The organism is Kitasatospora sp. NPDC004614 (genome assembly GCF_042873675.1).
Classification (GTDB): Bacteria; Actinomycetota; Actinomycetes; order Streptomycetales; family Streptomycetaceae; genus Kitasatospora.
The window spans coordinates 252,470-270,391 of the sequence record NZ_JBIALR010000009.1; the positions used below are offsets into that span (position 1 = coordinate 252,470).

Annotated in this window: 13 protein-coding genes, 1 rRNA gene and 1 pseudogene; 10 read left to right on the forward strand and 5 right to left on the reverse strand. The window is 71.4% G+C overall.

Annotated features, from left to right (window positions below; all coding sequences use genetic code 11):
• The first annotated feature begins 202 nt into the window (after window positions 1-202).
• Window positions 203-1,372 (forward strand): alpha/beta hydrolase family protein, encoded by a 1,170-nt coding sequence (locus tag ACFYST_RS20990; RefSeq protein WP_387864374.1) that lies wholly within the window; start codon window positions 203-205, stop codon window positions 1,370-1,372.
• Here the strand turns inward: ACFYST_RS20990 and ACFYST_RS20995 are convergent.
• Genes ACFYST_RS20995 through ACFYST_RS21005 form a run of 3 tightly spaced genes read right to left on the reverse strand, consistent with a single transcriptional unit; the run spans window position 1,356 to window position 5,024 of the window.
• Window positions 1,356-2,672: an ATP-binding protein gene (locus ACFYST_RS20995; protein WP_387864376.1), complete on the reverse strand. Its 1,317-nt coding sequence runs from the start codon at window positions 2,670-2,672 to the stop codon at window positions 1,356-1,358. The genes ACFYST_RS20990 and ACFYST_RS20995 overlap by 17 nt on opposite strands.
• Entirely contained in the window at window positions 2,672-3,388 is a 717-nt protein-coding gene (locus ACFYST_RS21000; protein ID WP_387647175.1) for a response regulator transcription factor, read from the reverse strand. The genes ACFYST_RS20995 and ACFYST_RS21000 overlap by 1 nt, the downstream gene beginning before the upstream one ends.
• Before the next feature lie 52 nt (window positions 3,389-3,440).
• The gene (locus ACFYST_RS21005; protein WP_387864379.1) at window positions 3,441-5,024 is read right to left on the reverse strand and encodes an alpha/beta fold hydrolase; all 1,584 of its coding nucleotides are present in this window, start codon (window positions 5,022-5,024) and stop codon (window positions 3,441-3,443) included.
• A gap of 215 nt (window positions 5,025-5,239) precedes the next feature.
• Between ACFYST_RS21005 and ACFYST_RS21010 the strand changes: the two genes are divergently transcribed.
• Genes ACFYST_RS21010 through ACFYST_RS21020 form a run of 3 tightly spaced genes read left to right on the forward strand, consistent with a single transcriptional unit; the run spans window position 5,240 to window position 10,700 of the window.
• Complete coding sequence (locus ACFYST_RS21010; RefSeq protein ID WP_387864381.1) at window positions 5,240-6,739, forward strand: Dyp-type peroxidase; 1,500 nt, start codon at window positions 5,240-5,242, stop codon at window positions 6,737-6,739.
• Between the two features lie 26 nt (window positions 6,740-6,765).
• Window positions 6,766-8,862, forward strand: coding sequence for an FAD-dependent oxidoreductase (locus tag ACFYST_RS21015; protein WP_387864383.1), 2,097 nt, complete (start codon window positions 6,766-6,768; stop codon window positions 8,860-8,862).
• Window positions 8,859-10,700 carry an alpha-keto acid decarboxylase family protein gene (locus ACFYST_RS21020; RefSeq protein ID WP_387864385.1) on the forward strand — a complete coding sequence of 614 codons (1,842 nt, stop codon included), beginning with the start codon at window positions 8,859-8,861 and terminating at the stop codon, window positions 10,698-10,700. Before ACFYST_RS21015 ends, ACFYST_RS21020 begins: the two co-directional genes overlap by 4 nt.
• A gap of 52 nt (window positions 10,701-10,752) precedes the next feature.
• On the opposite strand, the gene ACFYST_RS21025 is transcribed toward ACFYST_RS21020, so the two are convergent.
• Window positions 10,753-11,985 (reverse strand): C40 family peptidase, encoded by a 1,233-nt coding sequence (locus ACFYST_RS21025; RefSeq protein ID WP_387864386.1) that lies wholly within the window; start codon window positions 11,983-11,985, stop codon window positions 10,753-10,755.
• 350 nt (window positions 11,986-12,335) lie between these two features.
• On the opposite strand from ACFYST_RS21025, the gene ACFYST_RS21030 reads away from it, so the two are divergent.
• The 6 genes and pseudogenes from ACFYST_RS21030 to ACFYST_RS21055 all read left to right on the forward strand — a co-directional run bounded on the left by ACFYST_RS21030 (window position 12,336) and on the right by ACFYST_RS21055 (window position 17,772).
• Entirely contained in the window at window positions 12,336-14,465 is a 2,130-nt protein-coding gene (locus tag ACFYST_RS21030) for an alkaline phosphatase family protein (RefSeq protein ID WP_387647190.1), read from the forward strand.
• Window positions 14,466-14,645: 180 nt separating this feature from the next.
• The gene (locus ACFYST_RS21035; protein WP_387864388.1) at window positions 14,646-15,212 is read left to right on the forward strand and encodes a LemA family protein; all 567 of its coding nucleotides are present in this window, start codon (window positions 14,646-14,648) and stop codon (window positions 15,210-15,212) included.
• Complete coding sequence (locus ACFYST_RS21040) at window positions 15,209-16,720, forward strand: DUF2207 family protein (RefSeq protein ID WP_387864389.1); 1,512 nt, start codon at window positions 15,209-15,211, stop codon at window positions 16,718-16,720. The genes ACFYST_RS21035 and ACFYST_RS21040 overlap by 4 nt, the downstream gene beginning before the upstream one ends.
• A 150-nt stretch (window positions 16,721-16,870) precedes the next feature.
• Window positions 16,871-17,121: pseudogene (locus tag ACFYST_RS21045) on the forward strand (MFS transporter); the annotation flags it as partial.
• Between the two features lie 25 nt (window positions 17,122-17,146).
• Window positions 17,147-17,308 carry a hypothetical protein gene (locus ACFYST_RS21050; RefSeq protein WP_387864421.1) on the forward strand — a complete coding sequence of 54 codons (162 nt, stop codon included), beginning with the start codon at window positions 17,147-17,149 and terminating at the stop codon, window positions 17,306-17,308.
• Between the two features lie 107 nt (window positions 17,309-17,415).
• On the forward strand, window positions 17,416-17,772 hold the full coding sequence (locus tag ACFYST_RS21055; protein ID WP_387864392.1) for a hypothetical protein: 357 nt from the start codon (window positions 17,416-17,418) through the stop codon (window positions 17,770-17,772).
• Window positions 17,773-17,837: 65 nt separating this feature from the next.
• On the opposite strand, the gene rrf is transcribed toward ACFYST_RS21055, so the two are convergent.
• Window positions 17,838-17,922: ribosomal RNA gene (gene rrf, locus ACFYST_RS21060) — 5S ribosomal RNA — on the reverse strand; the annotation flags it as partial.

The window sequence follows — 17,922 nt, forward strand, 5'->3', positions numbered from 1 at the left end:
GGATCGGGCTGGTTGCGCAGGTATGACGAACGACCGTAGCGAGAATCGACACCACGTCCCGGGAAATCTTGCCGCGGATCCCGGACACCTTCGAAAGACAACCCTTAGGGGCCGCGACCCGCTCCCCGCCGCGCCCTCGGTGGGATCCCTTACGCCTCCGACGTGACGCCAACTCGGCCACCACCGACCTACGTTGAGCTCCATGACCCGAATCCGTCGCGCCGCCGCGGCAACCGCCCTCCTGCTCGCTCTCCCGCTGGCAGTCGCTACCGCCGCGCCCGCGCTGGCCGCACCCGCATCTGCCACCGCCACCATCGAGGCCAGCGTCCAGCTCGAACTCCCGCGCCCCACGGGGCCGTTCGCGGTCGGCCGGCAGATCCTGCACCTGACCGACCAGGACCGGACCGACCCCTGGGTCCCGTCCGCCGGCCCCCGCCAACTCATGGTCTCCATGTACTACCCCGCGAAGCCGGACACCGGCGGGCCGGCCCCGTACATGACGCCCGAGGCGGCGCGGCTGCTGCTGGACGCGAAGGTGGCCGGCAACACCATCCCCGCCGAGCTGGTCGCGGACACCCGGACGTGGTCCAGGACGGACGCGCTGCCGCAGCACGGCCGCTTCCCGCTGGTCGTACTCTCCCCCGGCTTCACCATGCCGCGCACCGAACTGACGGCGCTCGCCGAGGACTTGAGCAGCCGCGGCTACGTCGTCGCGCTGATCGACCACACCTACGAGAACAGCGGGACGACGTTCCCCGACGGGCACACCACCACCTGCGTCATGTGCGGCAAGTTCGGCCCGAGGGAGGAGTGGGCGAACCTGGACGCGAGCCGGGCGAAGGACGTCGCCTTCGTCCTCGACCAGCTCACCACCCGCCCGCATCCGGCCTGGCGCTACGCCCGCCTGATCGACCGCGACCGGATCGGCATGGCCGGGCACTCGGTCGGCGGCGCGGCGACCGTCCCGACCCTGCTGAGCGACGACCGGGTCCGGGCCGGGGTCAACCTCGACGGCAGCATGGACTACGGCGTGCCCGCCACCGGCCTCAAGGGCAAGCCGTTCCTGATGATCGAGCACCAGATGGACGGCGGGAAGGACACCAGCTGGACGGATGCCTGGAGGAACCTCGACGGCTGGAAGCGCTGGCTGACCCTGGCCGGCGCCGAGCACCACTCCTTCACCGACATCCCGCTGCTCGCCGGCCAGCTCGGCCTCCCGCACCCGCCCACCACCACGATCGCCCCCGAGCGCGGCATCCAGCTGACCCGGCAGTACGTCGCGGCGTTCTTCGACCTCCAGCTGAAGGGCATCCCGCAGCCGCTGCTCGACGGCCCGACCCCCGGCAACCCGGAGATCAGCTTTCACTCGTAGCGGGCGGCAGCCGGAAGCCGACCTCGGCGCCGCCGCCGGGGGCCGCGGTGGCGAAGACGGTGCCGCCGTCGGCGGCGACCAGGTCGTGGACGATGGCCAGGCCCAGCCCGGAGCCGGGGGTGGCCTGGGTGCCGGCGGCGCGGAAGAAGCGTTCGAAGACGGCCTGCCGTTCGCCGGGGGCGATGCCGGGTCCGTGGTCGCGCACGGACAGCCGGGTGCCGGTGATCCGGATCTCCACCGGGGTGCCGTCGGGGCTGAACTTGACGGCGTTGCCCACCAGGTTGTCGACACAGCGTTGCAGGGCGCGCGGGCGGGCCAGCACCGGGACGGGGCCGTCGGCGGTGACGGCGATCTCGCGGCCGGTGCGGCGCTGGAACCGCCGGGCGCTGTCCTCGGCGGCGGCCGGCAGGTCGAGCGGCTCGGGGTCCTCCGCGGTCTGCCGGTCGGTGGCCAACTCGACCAGCTCGCGGACGATTTCGTCGAGTGCGACGGTCTCGTTGACCAGGGTGGCGAGGATCTGTTCCTCGTCCTCGGGGGCGAGCCGGCCGCGGGCGCGCTGGAGGAGTTCGGCGCAGCCGCGCACCGAGGTCAGCGGGGTGCGGAGTTCGTGGCTGGCGTCCTGGACCAGGCGCTGCTGCTGCTCACGGGAGCGGCGCAGCGCGCCGACCATCGTCTCGAAGGCCCGGGTGAGGCCGCCGACCTCGTCGCGTCCGGCGGCGGGCAGCGGGGTGGCGAGGTCGCGGGTGGTGGTGATGTGTTCGGCGGCGTGGGCCAGGCGCCGTACCGGGCGCAGGATCCGGCCGATGACGAGCCAGCTGAGCAGGGCGCAGGAGACGGCCGCCGCCGTGCTGGTGACGGTGATCCGTCGCAGGAACGCCTCGTCGACCTCGGCGGCCCCGGCGTAGGTCTGGCCGACCATCACGGCGCCCTGCCCGTCGGGGCGGGCCTGGGTGAGGAGGCCGTAGGGGGTGCCGTCGACGGTGACGTCCTCCTGGTGGGAGCCCTGCCCGGTGCGGGCCACCTCAAGGGCGCGGGCCGAGACCGGCAGGGCGGGGCCGCCCGGGGTCAGCGGGCGGGCGGCGCCGTCGGCGGGCAGCAGCTGTTCGACCATGTCGGGCCGGGCGGGCGGCAGGCGGCCGAGGTCCAGGGCGTCGAGCACGGTCCGGCTCCGGTCCTGGAGGCTGCGGTCGAGCTGGTCGGAGACCAGGGCGCTGACGCCGCGGTAGGCGGCGGTGACGGGCACCGCGATCGCCAGCAGGACGGAGGCGAGGACCACGAGGCCGATCCTGGTGCGCAGCATCAGGCGGTCCTGGCGGTGTAGCCGACGTTGCGCACGGTGTGGATCAGCCGGGGTTCGCCGTTCTCCTCGGTCTTGCGCCGCAGGTAGCCGACGTAGACGTCGAGCGAGCGCGAGTCGGTGTCGAACTCGTAGCCCCAGATGCGCTGGTAGATCTGGTGGCGGGTCAGGACGGTGCCCTGGTTGCGCAGGAGCAGTTCCAGCAGGTCGAACTCGGTCTTGGTCAGGTCGAGCCGGCGGGTGCCGCGGTGGGCCAGCCGGGCGGCCGGGTCCAGGACGAGGTCGGCGAGGGCGAAGTCCGCGCTGCCGGTGCCCTCGTCCTCGGCGCGGGGCGGATCGGTGCGGCGCAGCAGGGCGCGTATGCGGGCCAGCAGTTCTTCGGTGGCGAAGGGTTTGGCGAGGTAGTCGTCGGCGCCCGCGTCCAGTCCGGCGACCCGGTCGCCGAGCTGGTGGCGGGCGGTGAGGACGAGGACGGGCAGGCGGTCGCCGCGCCGGCGCAGCATCCGGCACAGCGCGAGGCCGTCGAGGCGGGGCATGACCACGTCCACCACCGCGAGGTCGGGGCGCCGGTGTTCGAGGAGTTCCAGGGCCTCCTGGCCGTCGGCGGTGGTGAGCACCTGGTAGCCCTCGAAGCGCAGCAGGTGGTCGAGGGTGCTGCGGACGCCGGGGTCGTCCTCGACGACCAGGATGGTGCGCCGGGTGGCGGTGGAATCTGTCATGTCATCATTTTCGCTGGTGGCGGGCGTGGTTGTGCCGGTAAGGAGTGGCCGCTCAGCGCGGGACGGGGACGACGGTGACCGGCGGGATCTGCGCCAGGCAGGAGGTGTCGCCGACCTCGCCGGTGCGGATGAAGCGGCTGGAGATCTCCAGGGCGCAGCCGGTGGACTCCATCTCGGGGAGGTGTCCGCTGTTGGGTACCGAGACGAAGGTGCTGTGGCGGAACTGGGCCGCGGACAGGCGGGAGTTGACCTCAGGGGTGTTGGTGTCGAGGTCGCCGGAGAGCACCAGGACGGGCACGTCGGGCACGTGCTTCAGGTCGGTCGGCTGCGGGCGGGCGGTGTTCCGGCGCGGCCAGTTCAGGCAGTTGTCCCCGCCGTCGGTCTGGCCCTCGGTCCAGCCCTTGACGCTGAACGCCCCGAAGTCGGCCGGGTCGGCGGCGGCCAGGGCGGCGCGGTACTGGCGGCGGCGCTCCGCCACCGGGGCGTCCTGGTCCCAGGCGCGGGCGTAGTCGTTGCAGGTGACGGCCAGGAACGAGGCCTGGTCCTCGGTGCCGGTGTTCGCCATCTCGTCGCGCACCAGGGCGGACAGCGGCCCGTCGTCGCCCGCGGCGAAGGCGTGCAGGGCGGCGGGCAGGGCGCCGAGCAGGCCGGGCTCGCCGGGGTTCAGGCCGATGCCGCGGGTGGCCGGCTCGTACATCAGGTCGGCGAGCTTGTCCTCGGTGAACAGCACGGTGCGCCGCTTGCCGTCGACCGGGGCGGTCACCTTCAGCGGGCGGGCGCGCAGCCGCGCGGTGACGGCGGCCAGGTCGTGCACCGCGGTGTCCGGGTCGCAGGCGCCGCTGCGCTCGCAGATCCGGCGCAGCGTCAGGTTGACCTGCTGGGCGCCGGGCCGGGCCAGCGAGTCGAAGGCGAGCGGGTAGGCGCCGGACAGCACCATCTTCTCGACCCGTTCGGGGTGGCGGTCGGCGTAGACCGGCATCAGGTAGGTGCCGTACGACAGGCCGTACAGCACCAGCTTGGGGGCGCCGAGGCGCTCGCGGGCGGCGTCGATGTCGTCGGCGGTGGCGGCGCTGGTGTAGCCGCGGGCGCGCGGGCCGAGTTCCTCGGCGCACTCGGCGACGGCCTCGCGCTGGCCGGCCCGCGGGGCCCAGCGGTACTCGGCCTCGGTGACGTCGCAGGGCAGCCGGCCGGAGCGGCCGGTGCCGCGCGGGTCCAGCAGCAGCACGTCGTAGTCGTCCAGCACGCCCTGCAGCGCGCCGGCCACCTGCTCGGCCCGGTCGATCAGGGTCTCGCCGGGGCCGCCGGGGTTGACCGCGACGGTGCCCAGCGCCGGGCCGGGGTTGCTGTGGCGCACCACGGCGTAGCTCACGTCGATGCCGCCGAGGCGCGGCTCGTCCGTGACCAGCGGGCGGCGCATGGTCGTGCAGTCGACCTGGTGCCCCGGGACGTCCGGGCACCACGCGGGCCGGCCCTGGGTGGCGGCGGAGGCCTGCGCGGCGGGCACGGCCTGCGCGGCCGGGACGGCGGTGAGCGGCAGCGCGGCCGCCAGTACGGCCAGCGCCGCGGCCGCCAGGGTGCCGCGCCTCGCCGCTCCGTTGGTGCTCGCGGTCATGTCAGTGCTGGTGCTGGTCGTCATCGCCGTGCCCTCCGTACGTCCTGCGGTCGGTGTGGGCACGACTCTGCCGAGTGCCTGTCAGCCGCCCGGCAGAGCGACGGCAAAGGTATGTAAGAAGCCTTCGTTGCGTCCGGAAGCCGACGTTCGGTGGCAGGACTCTCGGCGCGGGGGCTACGTTGAGTGGTGACCCGATCGCACTGTGCGATCAGTCCTGCCTGCACTCGAGGAGCCCGACCGTGACCACCACCTCCGCCCGTCCCGCCGGCGTGCCCGCCATCGAGCAGTTGCCGCAGCCGCCGCTGCGGACGAGCACCGACATTCAGGGCAACATCCTGGCGGCGTTCAACAAGGACTTCATGGACTTCCGCTACCTGCACTTCCCGGACGCCGCCAGAGGGCGCGGCTGGCTCTCCGCGATCCTCAACACCGTCTCGACGACCAGTGAGACCGAGGACTTCAACGAGCAGTTCTCGCTGGCCCGCCGGGCGTTCGGCCGCGACCCCAACCTGGTCACCGTCCGCTGCGGGGTGTCGCTCACCTTCGACGGCCTGATGGCGGTCGCCAACAAGCCCGATCAGGTCCGGACGGACCTCGAGAACAACAACATGCAGTCCTTCCTCGCGGGCGCGGCCGCCCGGGCCGCCGACCTCGGCGACACCGACGCGAGCGACCCCAAGCAGTGGCTGTTCGGCGCCGGGGCCGGCAACCAGGTCGTGCACGCGGTGCTGATCGTCGCCGCGGACACCGACGAGATGCTGCAGGAGAAGCTGAAGAACCTCGACGCGGTCGAGAACGCCAATCAGATCGTCCGCGTCCACGTGGACGAGGGCCGCACCCTGACGGGCCCGTTGAAGGGCCACGAGCACTTCGGCTACAAGGACGGCATCTCCCAGCCCGGTGTGAAGGACTTCCACCCGGAGAGCCCGGACCAGCCCGGCGTCCGCGACATGCACGCCGGCACCGAGCTGATCGAACCGGGCGAGTTCGTCTTCGGCCAGAAGAGCGAGAACGGCGACCGGCCGGCTCCGCAGTGGATGGCGAACGGCTCCTTCCAGGTGGTGCGCCGCCTGCGCCAGGACGTCGCGGGCTGGAACGCCGCGGTGATCGACGGCGCCACCAAGTTCACCGGGACGATGGACCCGACCCGCCTCGGCGCCTGCCTGGTCGGCCGGTTCAAGGACGGCACGCCGCTCGCCCCGCCGAACGGCACCGTGACCGGCGTCGGCTCCGACCGCAACGACTTCGACTACAGCAACGACCCGGCCGGTGAGCACACCCCGTGGGTCGCGCACATCCGCCGCACCCACCCGCGGGTCTTCGCCGGCAACGGCGACGGCCACCCGAAGAGCCACCGCCTGATGCGCCGGGGCATCCCGTACGGCGTGCAGTTCCCGGGCGGAGCGAACGACGACGGCGTGGACCGCGGGCTGATGTTCGTCTGCTACGGCACCTCGCTCGAGGAGCAGTTCGAGGTGGTGCAGCGGTTCTGGGCCAACAGCGACACCTTCCCGCCCGGAAAGCCGAACGGCTCCACACCCGCCCCCAACGGCTTCGACAAGGTCGTCGGCCTGGCCGGCAAGGCCGAGATCGGGCTCGCGGACGGCACCCACGGCACCGTCGACATGCAGCGTTTCGTCCACACCACGGGCGCGCTGTACGCCTTCACTCCCTCGATCACCACACTGCGGCTGCTCGCCGGGGGCCAGGACCTCCCCAACAAGCGCGTCGGTTCCTGACCGCCCCACCCACCGAGGAGACACCCGTGAAGAACCCCTCCGACGAGAGCACCCGCCGGCACACCGCCCAGCAGTTGGCCCGCGAACTGCTGCTGGTCGGCCCGGACGACGAGGACCTGAAGCTGCGCTACCTCGACGTCCTGATCAAGGACGGCATTCCGCCGAACGGCGCCCGCAAGGACGTGCTGATCATCGGCGCAGGCATCGCGGGCCTGGTCGCCGGCAAGCTGCTCAAGGACGCCGGGCACAACGTCACCATCCTGGAGGCCAACGCCAGCCGCGTGGGCGGCCGGATCAAGACCTTCCACGCCGGCGACAACGCGGGCGAGGGCGACGGCCCGTTCCACGACCCGAAGCAGTACGCGGAGGCCGGGGCGATGCGGCTGCCCAGCTTCCACCCGCTCGCCCTCGCGCTGATCGACAGCCTCGGCCTGAAACGGCGGCTGTTCTTCAACGTCGACATCGACCCCGACACCGGCAACCAGAACGCGCCCGTCCCGCCGGTGGTCTACGAGTCCTTCGACGGCACGGTCTGGAAGTACGGCTCCGACAGCCCCGAGTTCCGCGAGCCGGTCAAGCGCAACAACTCCTGGATCCGCACCAACCGGATCCAGACCCGCCGCAAGGAGTACGCCGACGACCCGACCAGCATCAACGAGGGCTTCCACCTCACCGGCGAGGAGGCGCGGATCACCACCGCCACGATGATCAACGATGCGCTGGATCCGGTCCGCGACTACTACTCGGACCGCCAGCCCGACGGGACGCGGGTGAACAAGCCGTTCGCCGAGTGGCTGGACGGCTGGGCCCGGGTGATCCACGACTTCGACGGCTACTCGATGGGCCGCTTCCTGCGCGAGTACGCGGGCTTCAGCGACGAGGCGATCGAGGCGATCGGCACCATCGAGAACATGACCTCCCGGCTGCACCTGGCCTTCTTCCACTCCTTCCTGGGCCGCAGCGACATCAACCCGAACGTCACCTACTGGGAGATCGAGGGCGGCACCCGGATGCTGCCCGAGACCCTCGCCGAGCAGCTGCGGGACGAACTCCGGATGGGCCAGCGGATGATCCGCATGGAGTACTGGGACCCGCGCCGGGACGGCGGCGGCGCCCGGGACGTCGGCCCGGTCGGTCCGCAGGTCGCCGTCCACACCGTCCCCGAGGACCAGCCGGACGCCGAACCCACCGTCTGGAAGGGCGACTTGGCGATCGTCACCGTGCCGTTCTCGGCGCTGACCTTCGTCCAGGTGACGCCGCCGTTCTCGTACAAGAAGCGCCGGGCGATCATCGAGACCCACTACGACCAGGCCACCAAGGTGCTGCTCGAGTTCTCCCGCCGCTGGTGGGAGTTCACCGAGGCGGACTGGCAGGCTGAACTCGACTCCATCGCACCGGGTCTGTACGAGTACTACCAACGGGCGGGCGAGGACGACGCCGAGGCTGCCGTGGCCGCCGCCCACAACGGCCACCGGCCGCCCCGCAACCTGCCGGAGACGCTGCTCGGCGCGCACCGCAGCGTGGACGAACGCCGGATCAGCGAAGGCCAGTTGGAGGTCTACCGGCACACCCCGCTGCTGCGGGCGAGCGTCCGTCCCGCCACCGACTGCTTCGGCGGCGGCTCGACCACCGACAACCCGAACCGCTTCATGTACTACCCCTCGCACCCGGTGCCCGCCGGCGACGGCGGCGGCGTGGTGCTGGCCAGTTACAGCTGGTCGGACGACGCGGCGCGCTGGGACTCCATGGAGGACGACGAGCGCTACGTCTACGCGCTGCGCAACCTCCAGTCGGTGCACGGCCGCCGGATCGAGGTGTTCTACACCGGCTACGGCAAGACCCAGAGCTGGCTGCGCGACCCGTACGCCTTCGGTGAGGCGGCGGTGTACACCCCGCACCAGATGACCAGCTTCCACCTCGACGCGGGCAAGGCGGAAGGCCCCGTCCACTTCGCGGGCGAGCACATCTCGCTCAAGCACGCCTGGATCGAGGGCGCGGTGGAGACCGCCGTCCGCGCGGCGCTCGCCGTGCACGAGGCGGCGGCGCCGGCCGCGACGCGCCGGGCACTGCGGCCCGAAGTCCAGCTCCGCCAGGAGAACCAAGAGGAGGCACTTCAGCGATGAGCAACAAGACCGAGTGGACCGTGGGTCGCTACCTGGCCACCAGGCTCGAACAGTTGGGCATCCGGTACCTGTTCGGCGTGCCGGGCGACCTGCTCGGCCCGTTCCTGTCGATCATGCAGGACACCACGTCGGTGCGCTGGGTCGGCACCCCGACCGAGATGGGCGCCGGCTACGCCGCCGACGGCTACGCCCGGGTGCGGCTCGCCGACGCCGCGCCCGACCAGCCCGAACAGGGCGTCGCCGCCGTCGCGGTGACGTACGGCGTGGGCGCGTTCAGCCTGCTCAACACCATCGGCGGCGCGTACGTCGAGGACGTGCCGCTGATCGCGATCAACGGTGCGCCGTCGTACGAGCAGTGGCTCAACTTCCAGGCGGTGGGCCTGCTCACCTCGCACATGAGCCCGCGCCGGGAGGCCAACCTGGAGGTCTACCGGCAGGTCACGGTGGACGCGCAGGTGCTCTCCAACCCCGGTCTTGCGCCCTCGCAGATCGACAGCGCCATCACCGCCTGCCTGACCGAGCGCAAGCCCGTCTACCTGGAGGTCATGGACGACCTCTGGCACGCGCCCTGCGACCCCCCGCAGGGTCAACTCCGAGCGCACGAGCGGCCGTTCACCAAGCGGAACCAGGACATCCTGGCCAAGGCCGTGGCGGCGGCGGTCGAGCTGATCACGAAGTTCAAGACGCCGATCGTGTGGGCCGGCGAGGAACTCATGCACCAGCGGCTGGAGAACGAACTGGTGGAGTTCGTCGAGGCCACCAAGATGCAGTTCTGCACCACGGTCGGCGCGAAGTCCGTGGTCTCCGAGCAGCACCCGCTGTTCGCCGGCGTGTACAACGGCAAGGCGAGCCTGCCGGAGATCCGCGACACCTTCAAGAACGCGGGCTGCCGGATCGGCCTCGGCACCTGGTCCACGTCCAAGAACCTGAACGGCGAACAGTCCATCGGCGACGACTGGATCGTGGCCGCCCGCGGCGGCGTCAGCGTCGGCGCCATGTACTACCCTGACGTCCAACTCCGCAACTTCGTCCCCGCGTTGAAGACCGCGCTGGCCGGAAAGACCTTCCCGGCCGACCACTTCGCGCTGGCCCACAAGGCGGGCCTGGACGTCCCCGCCACCACCGCCGAGTTCCTGGGCTCGCTCAGCGCCAAGCACCACAAGAAGACCGAGCTGACCTACGACGGCTTCTTCGAACGGATGAACCACTTCCTGCAGTTCGAGGCCACCGGCGGCGACCCGAAGGCCCCCTCGCCGTTCACCGTGGTCTCGGACGCGGCGTTCTCGCTGCTCGGCTCGATGAACCTGCGGATCAACGAGCGGGCCGGCTTCCTCGCGCAGAACAGCTGGCTGTCCATCGGCTACTCCGTCGGCGCCGCCACCGGCGTGGCCTTCGGCCGGCAGGAGCCGCTGAAGCGCCCGATGGTGTTCGTCGGCGACGGCTCGTTCCAGGAGATCTGCCAGGAGCTGTCCACCCAGGTGCGCCACCACCTGCGGCCGGTGGTCTTCGTCCTCGACAACGAAGGCTTCTACGGCATCGAACAGATGCTGGTCAGCCCCTGCTACTACCAGCAGAAGCCGTCCGACGGCGCCGACTTCTACAACGTGCTGCACCCGTGGCACTACGAGAAGCTGGCCCAGGTCTTCGGCAGCGAGAAGGACCAGATGCACGGCTTCAAGCTCAGCACCTACGCCGAGCTCGACACCCTGCTGACCGAACTCGCCGACCCCACCAACCAGCTCAACCACGCGCCGATCCTGGCCCGCGTCCGGCTCAGCCGGCACGACTACCCGAGGGCGCTCCAGTACAAGATCGACGAGAACTGCCCGACCCCGTAGCCTCCTCGTCCGCACGCGCCGGCCCCCGCCTTCGACGGGGGCCGGCGTCGTGTCAGCAGTCGGGGATGGTCACGCCGTTGTTGTCCTTGGCCTGGTCGCTGCCCCACCGCGTCAGGTAGAACGCCGACACCCACTGCCCCTTCGGGCCGACGTCCGGGTCGGTCTTCAGCCACCAGTGGTTGTAGCTGCCGCCGCTGGACACCTCGCGGCCCCACACCTTGCAGTACACGTAGTTGGTGCCCTGGTACAGCGTCCCGGTGGGGCCGGCGCTGCCGGAGGTCGCGGAGGCGTACACGGGGACGCTGGCGAAGGTGTCCACCCAGTACTTGCCGGTCGGGGCCGGGGCGCCGCCGCCGCCCGCGCAGTCCGGGATGACCGCGCCGTTGTTGTCCTTGGCCACGTCGTTGCCCCACCCGGAGAGGTAGAACGCCGACACCCACTGGCTGCTCGGGCCGACGTCCGGGTCGGTCTTCAGCCACCAGTGGTTGAAGGCGCTGCCGTTCGACACCTCACGGCCCCAGGTCTTGCAGTACACGTAGTTGGTGCCCTGGTACAGCGTCCCCGTGCTGCTGGTGGAGGTCGGCGAGGCGAACACCGGCGCGTTGGCGAAGGTGTTCACCCAGTACTGCCCGCCACCCGCCGGCGGCGGGTTCGGCGCCGGGGTGGTGTTGCCGGCGCCGTACAGCCGGATCGCGCCGTAGTAGTCGCCGTGCGAGGACAGCGCCGCCACCTGGACGTACCCGCCGGAGTACGGGGCCTCGACGATCCAGCCCTGCCCCAGATACATCGCCACATGGTGAATGGTGGAGGCGGTACTGCCGAAGTACACCAGGTCACCGGGCAGCAGCGGCCCCGTCCCGTCCGCCCGCAAGTAGCGGGCCACCGCCCGCGACGTCGGCCACTGGGTCCGCGTGGTGCCGTTGATGACGTCCGCGCCGACCGCCAGCGAGTAGGCGTAGCGGACCATGCCGGAGCAGTCCAGGCCGCGGACGTTGCAGTCGTTCGGGGCACCGTTGGACGAGTCGCAGATCCCGTACGTCGGCCCCGGCTGCGAACCGTGGCCGCCACCCCACGAGTACGGAGTCCCGATCAGCCCGCAGGCCGCCCGCACCGCGGCATTCGCCTGCGACGCCCCGCCGGTGGACAGCACCCCGCAGGCAGGCGCGGCCTGCGCCGCCCCCGCTCCGGCGAAGAACACTCCGACCGACACCAGCACCGACAGCAGGGCCGCCCACCGCAAGGGGGCCACCAGCCATCGCGACAGAAGGTTTACTCGCGTAGTCATGACCGCGGATCCTTCCGGCGATCATGACACCGGCTCAATGGGGGCAGCACACAGAAGGCTTGACCGTACATTGGCGGCGGGCCACATTGCGTGAACCCGGAAGGACATGGGACTACGCACCCAGGTTATCAACGATCCGCCAACACACGTGCGGAAACAGAAAATTGACGAATCGTTACCGACCGGTAGGAGGCGGGCGAAGCCTTCGGTGCGGCACAGTTGGCCGAACAACTTTTCACACGGGCGTCGCGAGGAGTTCCGCCGGGACTCCTTGAGTCCGCAGCACCGGGCCTGCGATCCTGACGCGCGCCAATCCCCCCAGCCCTCCCACCCTCAGGAGAGTCCCCCTTATGCGGAACCCGTCCGCACACCGGCTTCACCGGCGGCTGCATCTACTGCTGCTCGCCGTCGTGGCCCTGCTCGTCCCGCTGCTGCCGACCCCGGCCGCCGCGGCGGGCAGCTCGGTCGGCATGGCCACCACCAGCTACGTCCAGGGCCGGACTTCGGCCGTCGCGGTGACGTACAGCACCGGGCAGCCCTCCTCCACCAACTGGGTCGGCATCTACCCCACCGACCCCGCCAAGGGCCCCGGCAGCGGGAAGGCCTCGCTGGCCTGGGCGTACGCCCCGAACGGCAGCGGCACCGTCACCCTGGCCGCGGGCTCGCTGGCGCCCGGCAGTTACCTCAGTTACCTGCTCGCCAACAACGGCTACACGCCGCTGGCCGCGCCGGTGCTGTTCACCGTGACCTCCTCGGCCGTCCTCGACACCCAGAACAGCGTGCTGTGCGTCGGCCAGACCTCGTACCCGCAGGGCCAGGCGGTGGTCGCCTCCTACGGCACCGGCCGGGTCTCCGCGACCAACTGGATCGGCATCTACCCCGACAACGGCCAGCAGCCGGGCGGGAGTCCGGCCCCCGTCTGGGCCTACGCGCCGAACGGAACCGGCTCGGTCTCCCTCGCCACCGGCACGCTCGCCCCGGGCGCCTACACGGCCAACTACCTCTCCAACGACGGCTACACGGCGCTCGCCCGGCCCGCCCGCTTCTCCGTCACCGCGCCCGGAGCCACTGGCAGCCCCAACCTGATCGTCAACGGGGACGCCGAGTGCGCCGACGCCTCCGTCAGCGGCTACGACGGCGTGACGCTCCCCGGCTGGCAGACCACCGGCGTCCCGACCGCCGTGGCGTACGGCGCGCCGAACGGCTTCCCGTCGAACGGCACCTCCGGCCCGGGCAACCGCGGCAACGCCTTCTTCTCCGGCGGCCCGGTCGGCAGCTCCACGCTCTCCCAGACCGCCGACGTGTCGGCCGCGGCCGGCCCGATCGACACCGGCACGGTGACGTACAACCTCTCGGGCTGGCTTGGTGGTTACGCCACGGAGAACTCCACCGCCACCCTCACGGCCACCTTCCTCGGCGGCTCCGGCGCGTCCCTCGGCACCACCCGGATCGGACCGGTCAGCGCCACCGACCGCGGCCTGGCCACCGCCCTGCTCCAGCGCACCGCCACCGGCACCCTCCCCGCCGGCACCCGCAGCATCGCCGTCGCCCTGCAACTGACCCGCGAGGCAAGCCGCACCGGCACCGCGTACAACGACGCCTACGCGGACAACCTGTCGCTGACCATCTCGGCCGCTGTCCCCGCCCCCGCCCTGCCGGCCCCCGTCCCGTCCCAAGTGCCTTCGCTGGACCACGTGTTCTTCGTGATGCTGGAGAACAGGTCCTACGACCAGGTGATCGGCAGCTCCGCCGCGCCCTACCTGAACCAGCTGGCGAACAGCGGCGTCACGCTCACCCAGTCCTACGGCGTCGTCCACCCCAGCGACCCCAACTACCTTGCGGTGTCCGGAGGTTCCACGTTCGGCCGGACCGACAACCCCTACCCGGCCCTGACCGGCGCGATCACCGCACCGCACCTCGGCAACCTGGTCGAGCAGGCCGGCCGGTCCTGGCGCGGCTACGTCGAGGACATGAACGCGCCCTGCAACCTGAGCTCCAGCGGCAACTACGACGCTGACAACATCCCGTTCGTGTACTACAAGGACGTCACCGGCGACACCGCCCGCTGCCAGGACAAGCTCCAGCCGATCACCCGGCTCTGGTCCGACCTCCAAGCACCCGCCACCACACCCGACTTCGTCTGGTTCGAGCCCAACAGCTGCAACACCATGCACAACTGCGACGTCGCCACCGGCGACACCTGGATGCGCACCAACCTCCCGAAGCTGTTCGCATCCCCCGCCTGGACGCAGCAGCGTTCCCTGCTCGTCATCACCTTCGACGAGGACGACAACAACCACGGCCAGCGCATCCCCACCATCGTCACCGGCTCCCCCGGCCTCACCAAGCCCGGCTACCGCTCCCCCGCCCCCTACAACCACTACAGCATCCTGCGCACCGTCGAAGAGGGCCTGCACCTCCCCGGCCGCCTGACCCAGAACGACCAGTACGCGACCCCCCTCAACGACATCTGGAACTGACCCCGCGCCCCACACACCGGCGCCCGGCCCCACCCGGCCGGGCGCCGGCCCGGCCCCTCCCGGTCTCGATTCGCTGCCGCTTTCGATTAATTGGGGGCATTCGAACGGTCGCCGGCCCTATGATCGCCCCCGACCTGCCGGAACAGCCCGGCAATTGGTCTCGACAACAGGGGGAACAACGTGGGTCTCGTCGTGGGCGGCGTCCTTGCCGTGCTGGTCGCGGTGCTGCTGTGGTGGGTCGTCAGGACGTACAACCGGCTGATCCGGCTGCGCAACCAGACGCAGGCGTCCTGGGCCCAGATCGACGTCCAGCTGAAGCGCCGGCACGAGCTGATACCGAACCTGGTCGAGGGTGCGCGCGGGTACGCGGCGCACGAGCGGGGCACGCTGGAAGCCGTCATCACCGCGCGCGGGGCGGCGGAGGAGGCCGGGCTCGGCGTCACGGACAAGGCGGTCGCGGAGGAGTTGCTGACCGCCGCCCTCGGCAAGGTGCTCGCCCTCGCCGAGGCCTACCCGCAGCTGAAGGCGGACCAGCATTTCCTCAAGCTGCAGGCCGAGTTGACCACCGCCGAGGACAAGATCGCCTACGCGCGGCAGTTCTACAACAGCGCCGTCCAGACCTACCACACCGCCCTGGAGAGCTTCCCCGGCAACGTCATCTCCGGGTTCGGCGGCGGGCACGCCCGACGGGAGTACTTCGAGGCCGGGGCCACCGCGCAGGACGCGCCCCGGGTGAACCTCGCGTGAGCCTCGACGCCCAGCTGTACTGGGCCGGCGCCGGCCTGGCCGCGCTCTGGCTCGTGGTCTACGGAATCGCCCTGGTCGCCACCCGGAACGGCACCGTCCGCCCCGGCCCCGCGACGCAGGAACTCGGCGACGAGCCCGAACGACCGGCCGTGGTCGCCCTGTTGTCGAACCACTGGCGTTCCGTGGACCACGCCGCCGCCGCGACCCTGCTGGACCTCGCGGCGCGCGGCCTGGTCGAGATCCGCCAGCCCGCCGACGACCCCGCGCAGAGCACGGTGCACCTCACCGGCAAGGCCTCCCCCGCCCTGGCCCCCTACGAACAGCGGGTCCTCGACCGGATCACCGAGCAGGCCGGCGGCTCCGGCGCCCCCATCGGCGCGATCGCCTTCCGCGCGCAGGAACGCGCGACCGCCTGGAACGGCGCCTTCCGCCGGGAGATCGTCGCCGAGGCCCGCCGACGCGGCCTCTCCCGGCCGCGGCTCGGCCCCCTGCTCTCCAGTGTGCTGTTCACCGGCCTGTTCGCCCCCGGCGTGCTCCTCGGGCTGGGCGTCATCACCGGCGGGCACGGCGTCCGCGCGGCAATGGGGGTCGGCGCCCTTCCGATCTTCCCGCTCGGGTTCCTGCTCGCGCTGGCGATCGGCGAACGGGCGACCCGCTCCGGGCTCGAACGCGCCGGCCACTGGGCCGGAGTCCAGTCCTGGCTCCGCGCCCACGAGGACTTCGCCCAACTGCCGCCCGCGGCCGTCACCGTCTGGGACCGCTACCTCGCCTACGCCGCCGCGCTCGGCGTCACCGTCCGCACCTCCCGCCTGCTCGGCTTCGACTCCGGCGACAAGCGCCGCGTCTGGTCCTCCTACGGCGGCACCTGGCGCCCCGTCCGCATCCGCTACCCCCGGCTCCGCCCCGGCTTCGGCGCCAACACCACCCGGCTGCTCCAACTCGCGGGCGCCGCAGCCGTGGTGGCCGTCGGCCTGACGGTCTTCGCGCTCCTCCGCCGCCCCGAGTGGGCCGCCGCCCCCGACGTGACCGAGACGGTGCGCCGCCCCGGCCTGGTGCTGAGCGCCGGCTGGGTCGGCATCGCCGTCCTCGCCCTCCTGGTGGCCGGACGCCTCAGCCGTTGGACGGCGTTCCTGGCCTTCCTCGGCATGATGCCCGGCAACTTCGCCGGCCGCCACGGCTGGGCGTCCGACGCCCTGAACCACCCGGGCCCGACCCTCGCCGAAACCGTCGTGATCGTCTGCTTCGGCGCCCTCACCGCCCACTACCTCACCCTCGCCGCCCTGGAACGGCGCGCCCCCCACACCCTCACCGGCGAAGTCCTCCGCATGGAACCCCGCCGCCGCGCCAAGTCCCCCCGCTTCCTCGCCCTCGACACCGGCACCACCGACCAAAGCCGAGCCTGGGCCCTCCCCGCCGGCGCCCCCACACCCGCCCCCGGCACCGTGGTCCGCCTCGCGGTCTCGCGCGGCACGCGGATGATCAGGTCGGTGGAACTCGTCACCGACTGAGCGGGTCCAACTGCCTTGGCGGGTGCGCCCGGTGTGCGGCGATCAGGTCGCGTCGCACACCGGCCGCAGCGCTGTGTGCCGACGGCGACCGGTTACGGGGTCAGCGGCCAGGCACCTCCAGCACCTCCACGAGCAGTCGCTGCTGGCCGCGTCCCGGTGATCATCGGCTCCCCGGGCCGCATCCCGGTCGGCGCGCTCACCGACCGGCACCGCGGCCGGGTGATGCTCCCGCTGGTGTCCGCCGCCGCCATCGAGCCAGTGCTCTACCTCGGCCTGATCGGCCACTCCTCGCTCACCGCGCTGCTCGTCGGCCGCTTCTTCCTCCGCATCGGCGACACCGCTTTCGCCATCGGCACCCCCGTCGTCAACGCCTGATACCCCCGGAACGCCGCGGCACGGCGGCAACTCCTCGACGCCCTCGCCCAGTTGCGCAACCACATCCTCAGGGAACAGGACGGCATCCTCTCCGCCGCCCTCGCCCAACTCAGCGCCGAGGACTGGGAGAGCGTAGAGGCCATCCGCGCCCAGGTCGGCACGGCCTTGCCAACACCCCCGCCAACCTCGAGCTTTCCCGAGGCGTTGATCTGACAGCCGATGAGATCATTGACGCCGTCGCAGACTTCTTCGATTGGTAGGCCCGAACGATGGTTGTCCTCACAACAGTTCTCGCCCTGTGCCTCATATGGTTCGGGACGGTGCTCGTCCGGCAGGGGATCCGGAGCTGGCGAGGCCAGACTCCCTCCACGTTCCTGGCGCGGTCACTTGCGGCGAACGTACTGGCCGGAGGAGAACGTGCCCTGCTGGTGCTCGGGGCGTGCGGGTGCTTCCTCGGCGCCATGATCGGCCTGGGCGGATACCTCAGCGCCGCAGGTGTCATAGGAGGAACGAACCCACCTCCGCCGGCCGCAGCTCTGGTCGTCGTGCTGCTGATCCTCCTCGTCGGCGTCGTCACCACCAGCCTGACGGGAATCGCGATCGTCTGGTACAACCGGCCGCGCTTCCTGGTCCCCCCGCATCTGCGGGACCAGCCCGGCATCATGTCGGTGCGCTAAAAGATCGAGGCCGAACACGAAAAGCCCCTGCCCGGTTTCCCGGGCAGGGGCTTTTCTGAATGATTGTTCGGCGGCGTCCTACTCTCCCACAGGGTCCCCCCTGCAGTACCATCGGCGCTGTGAGGCTTAGCTTCCGGGTTCGGAATGTAA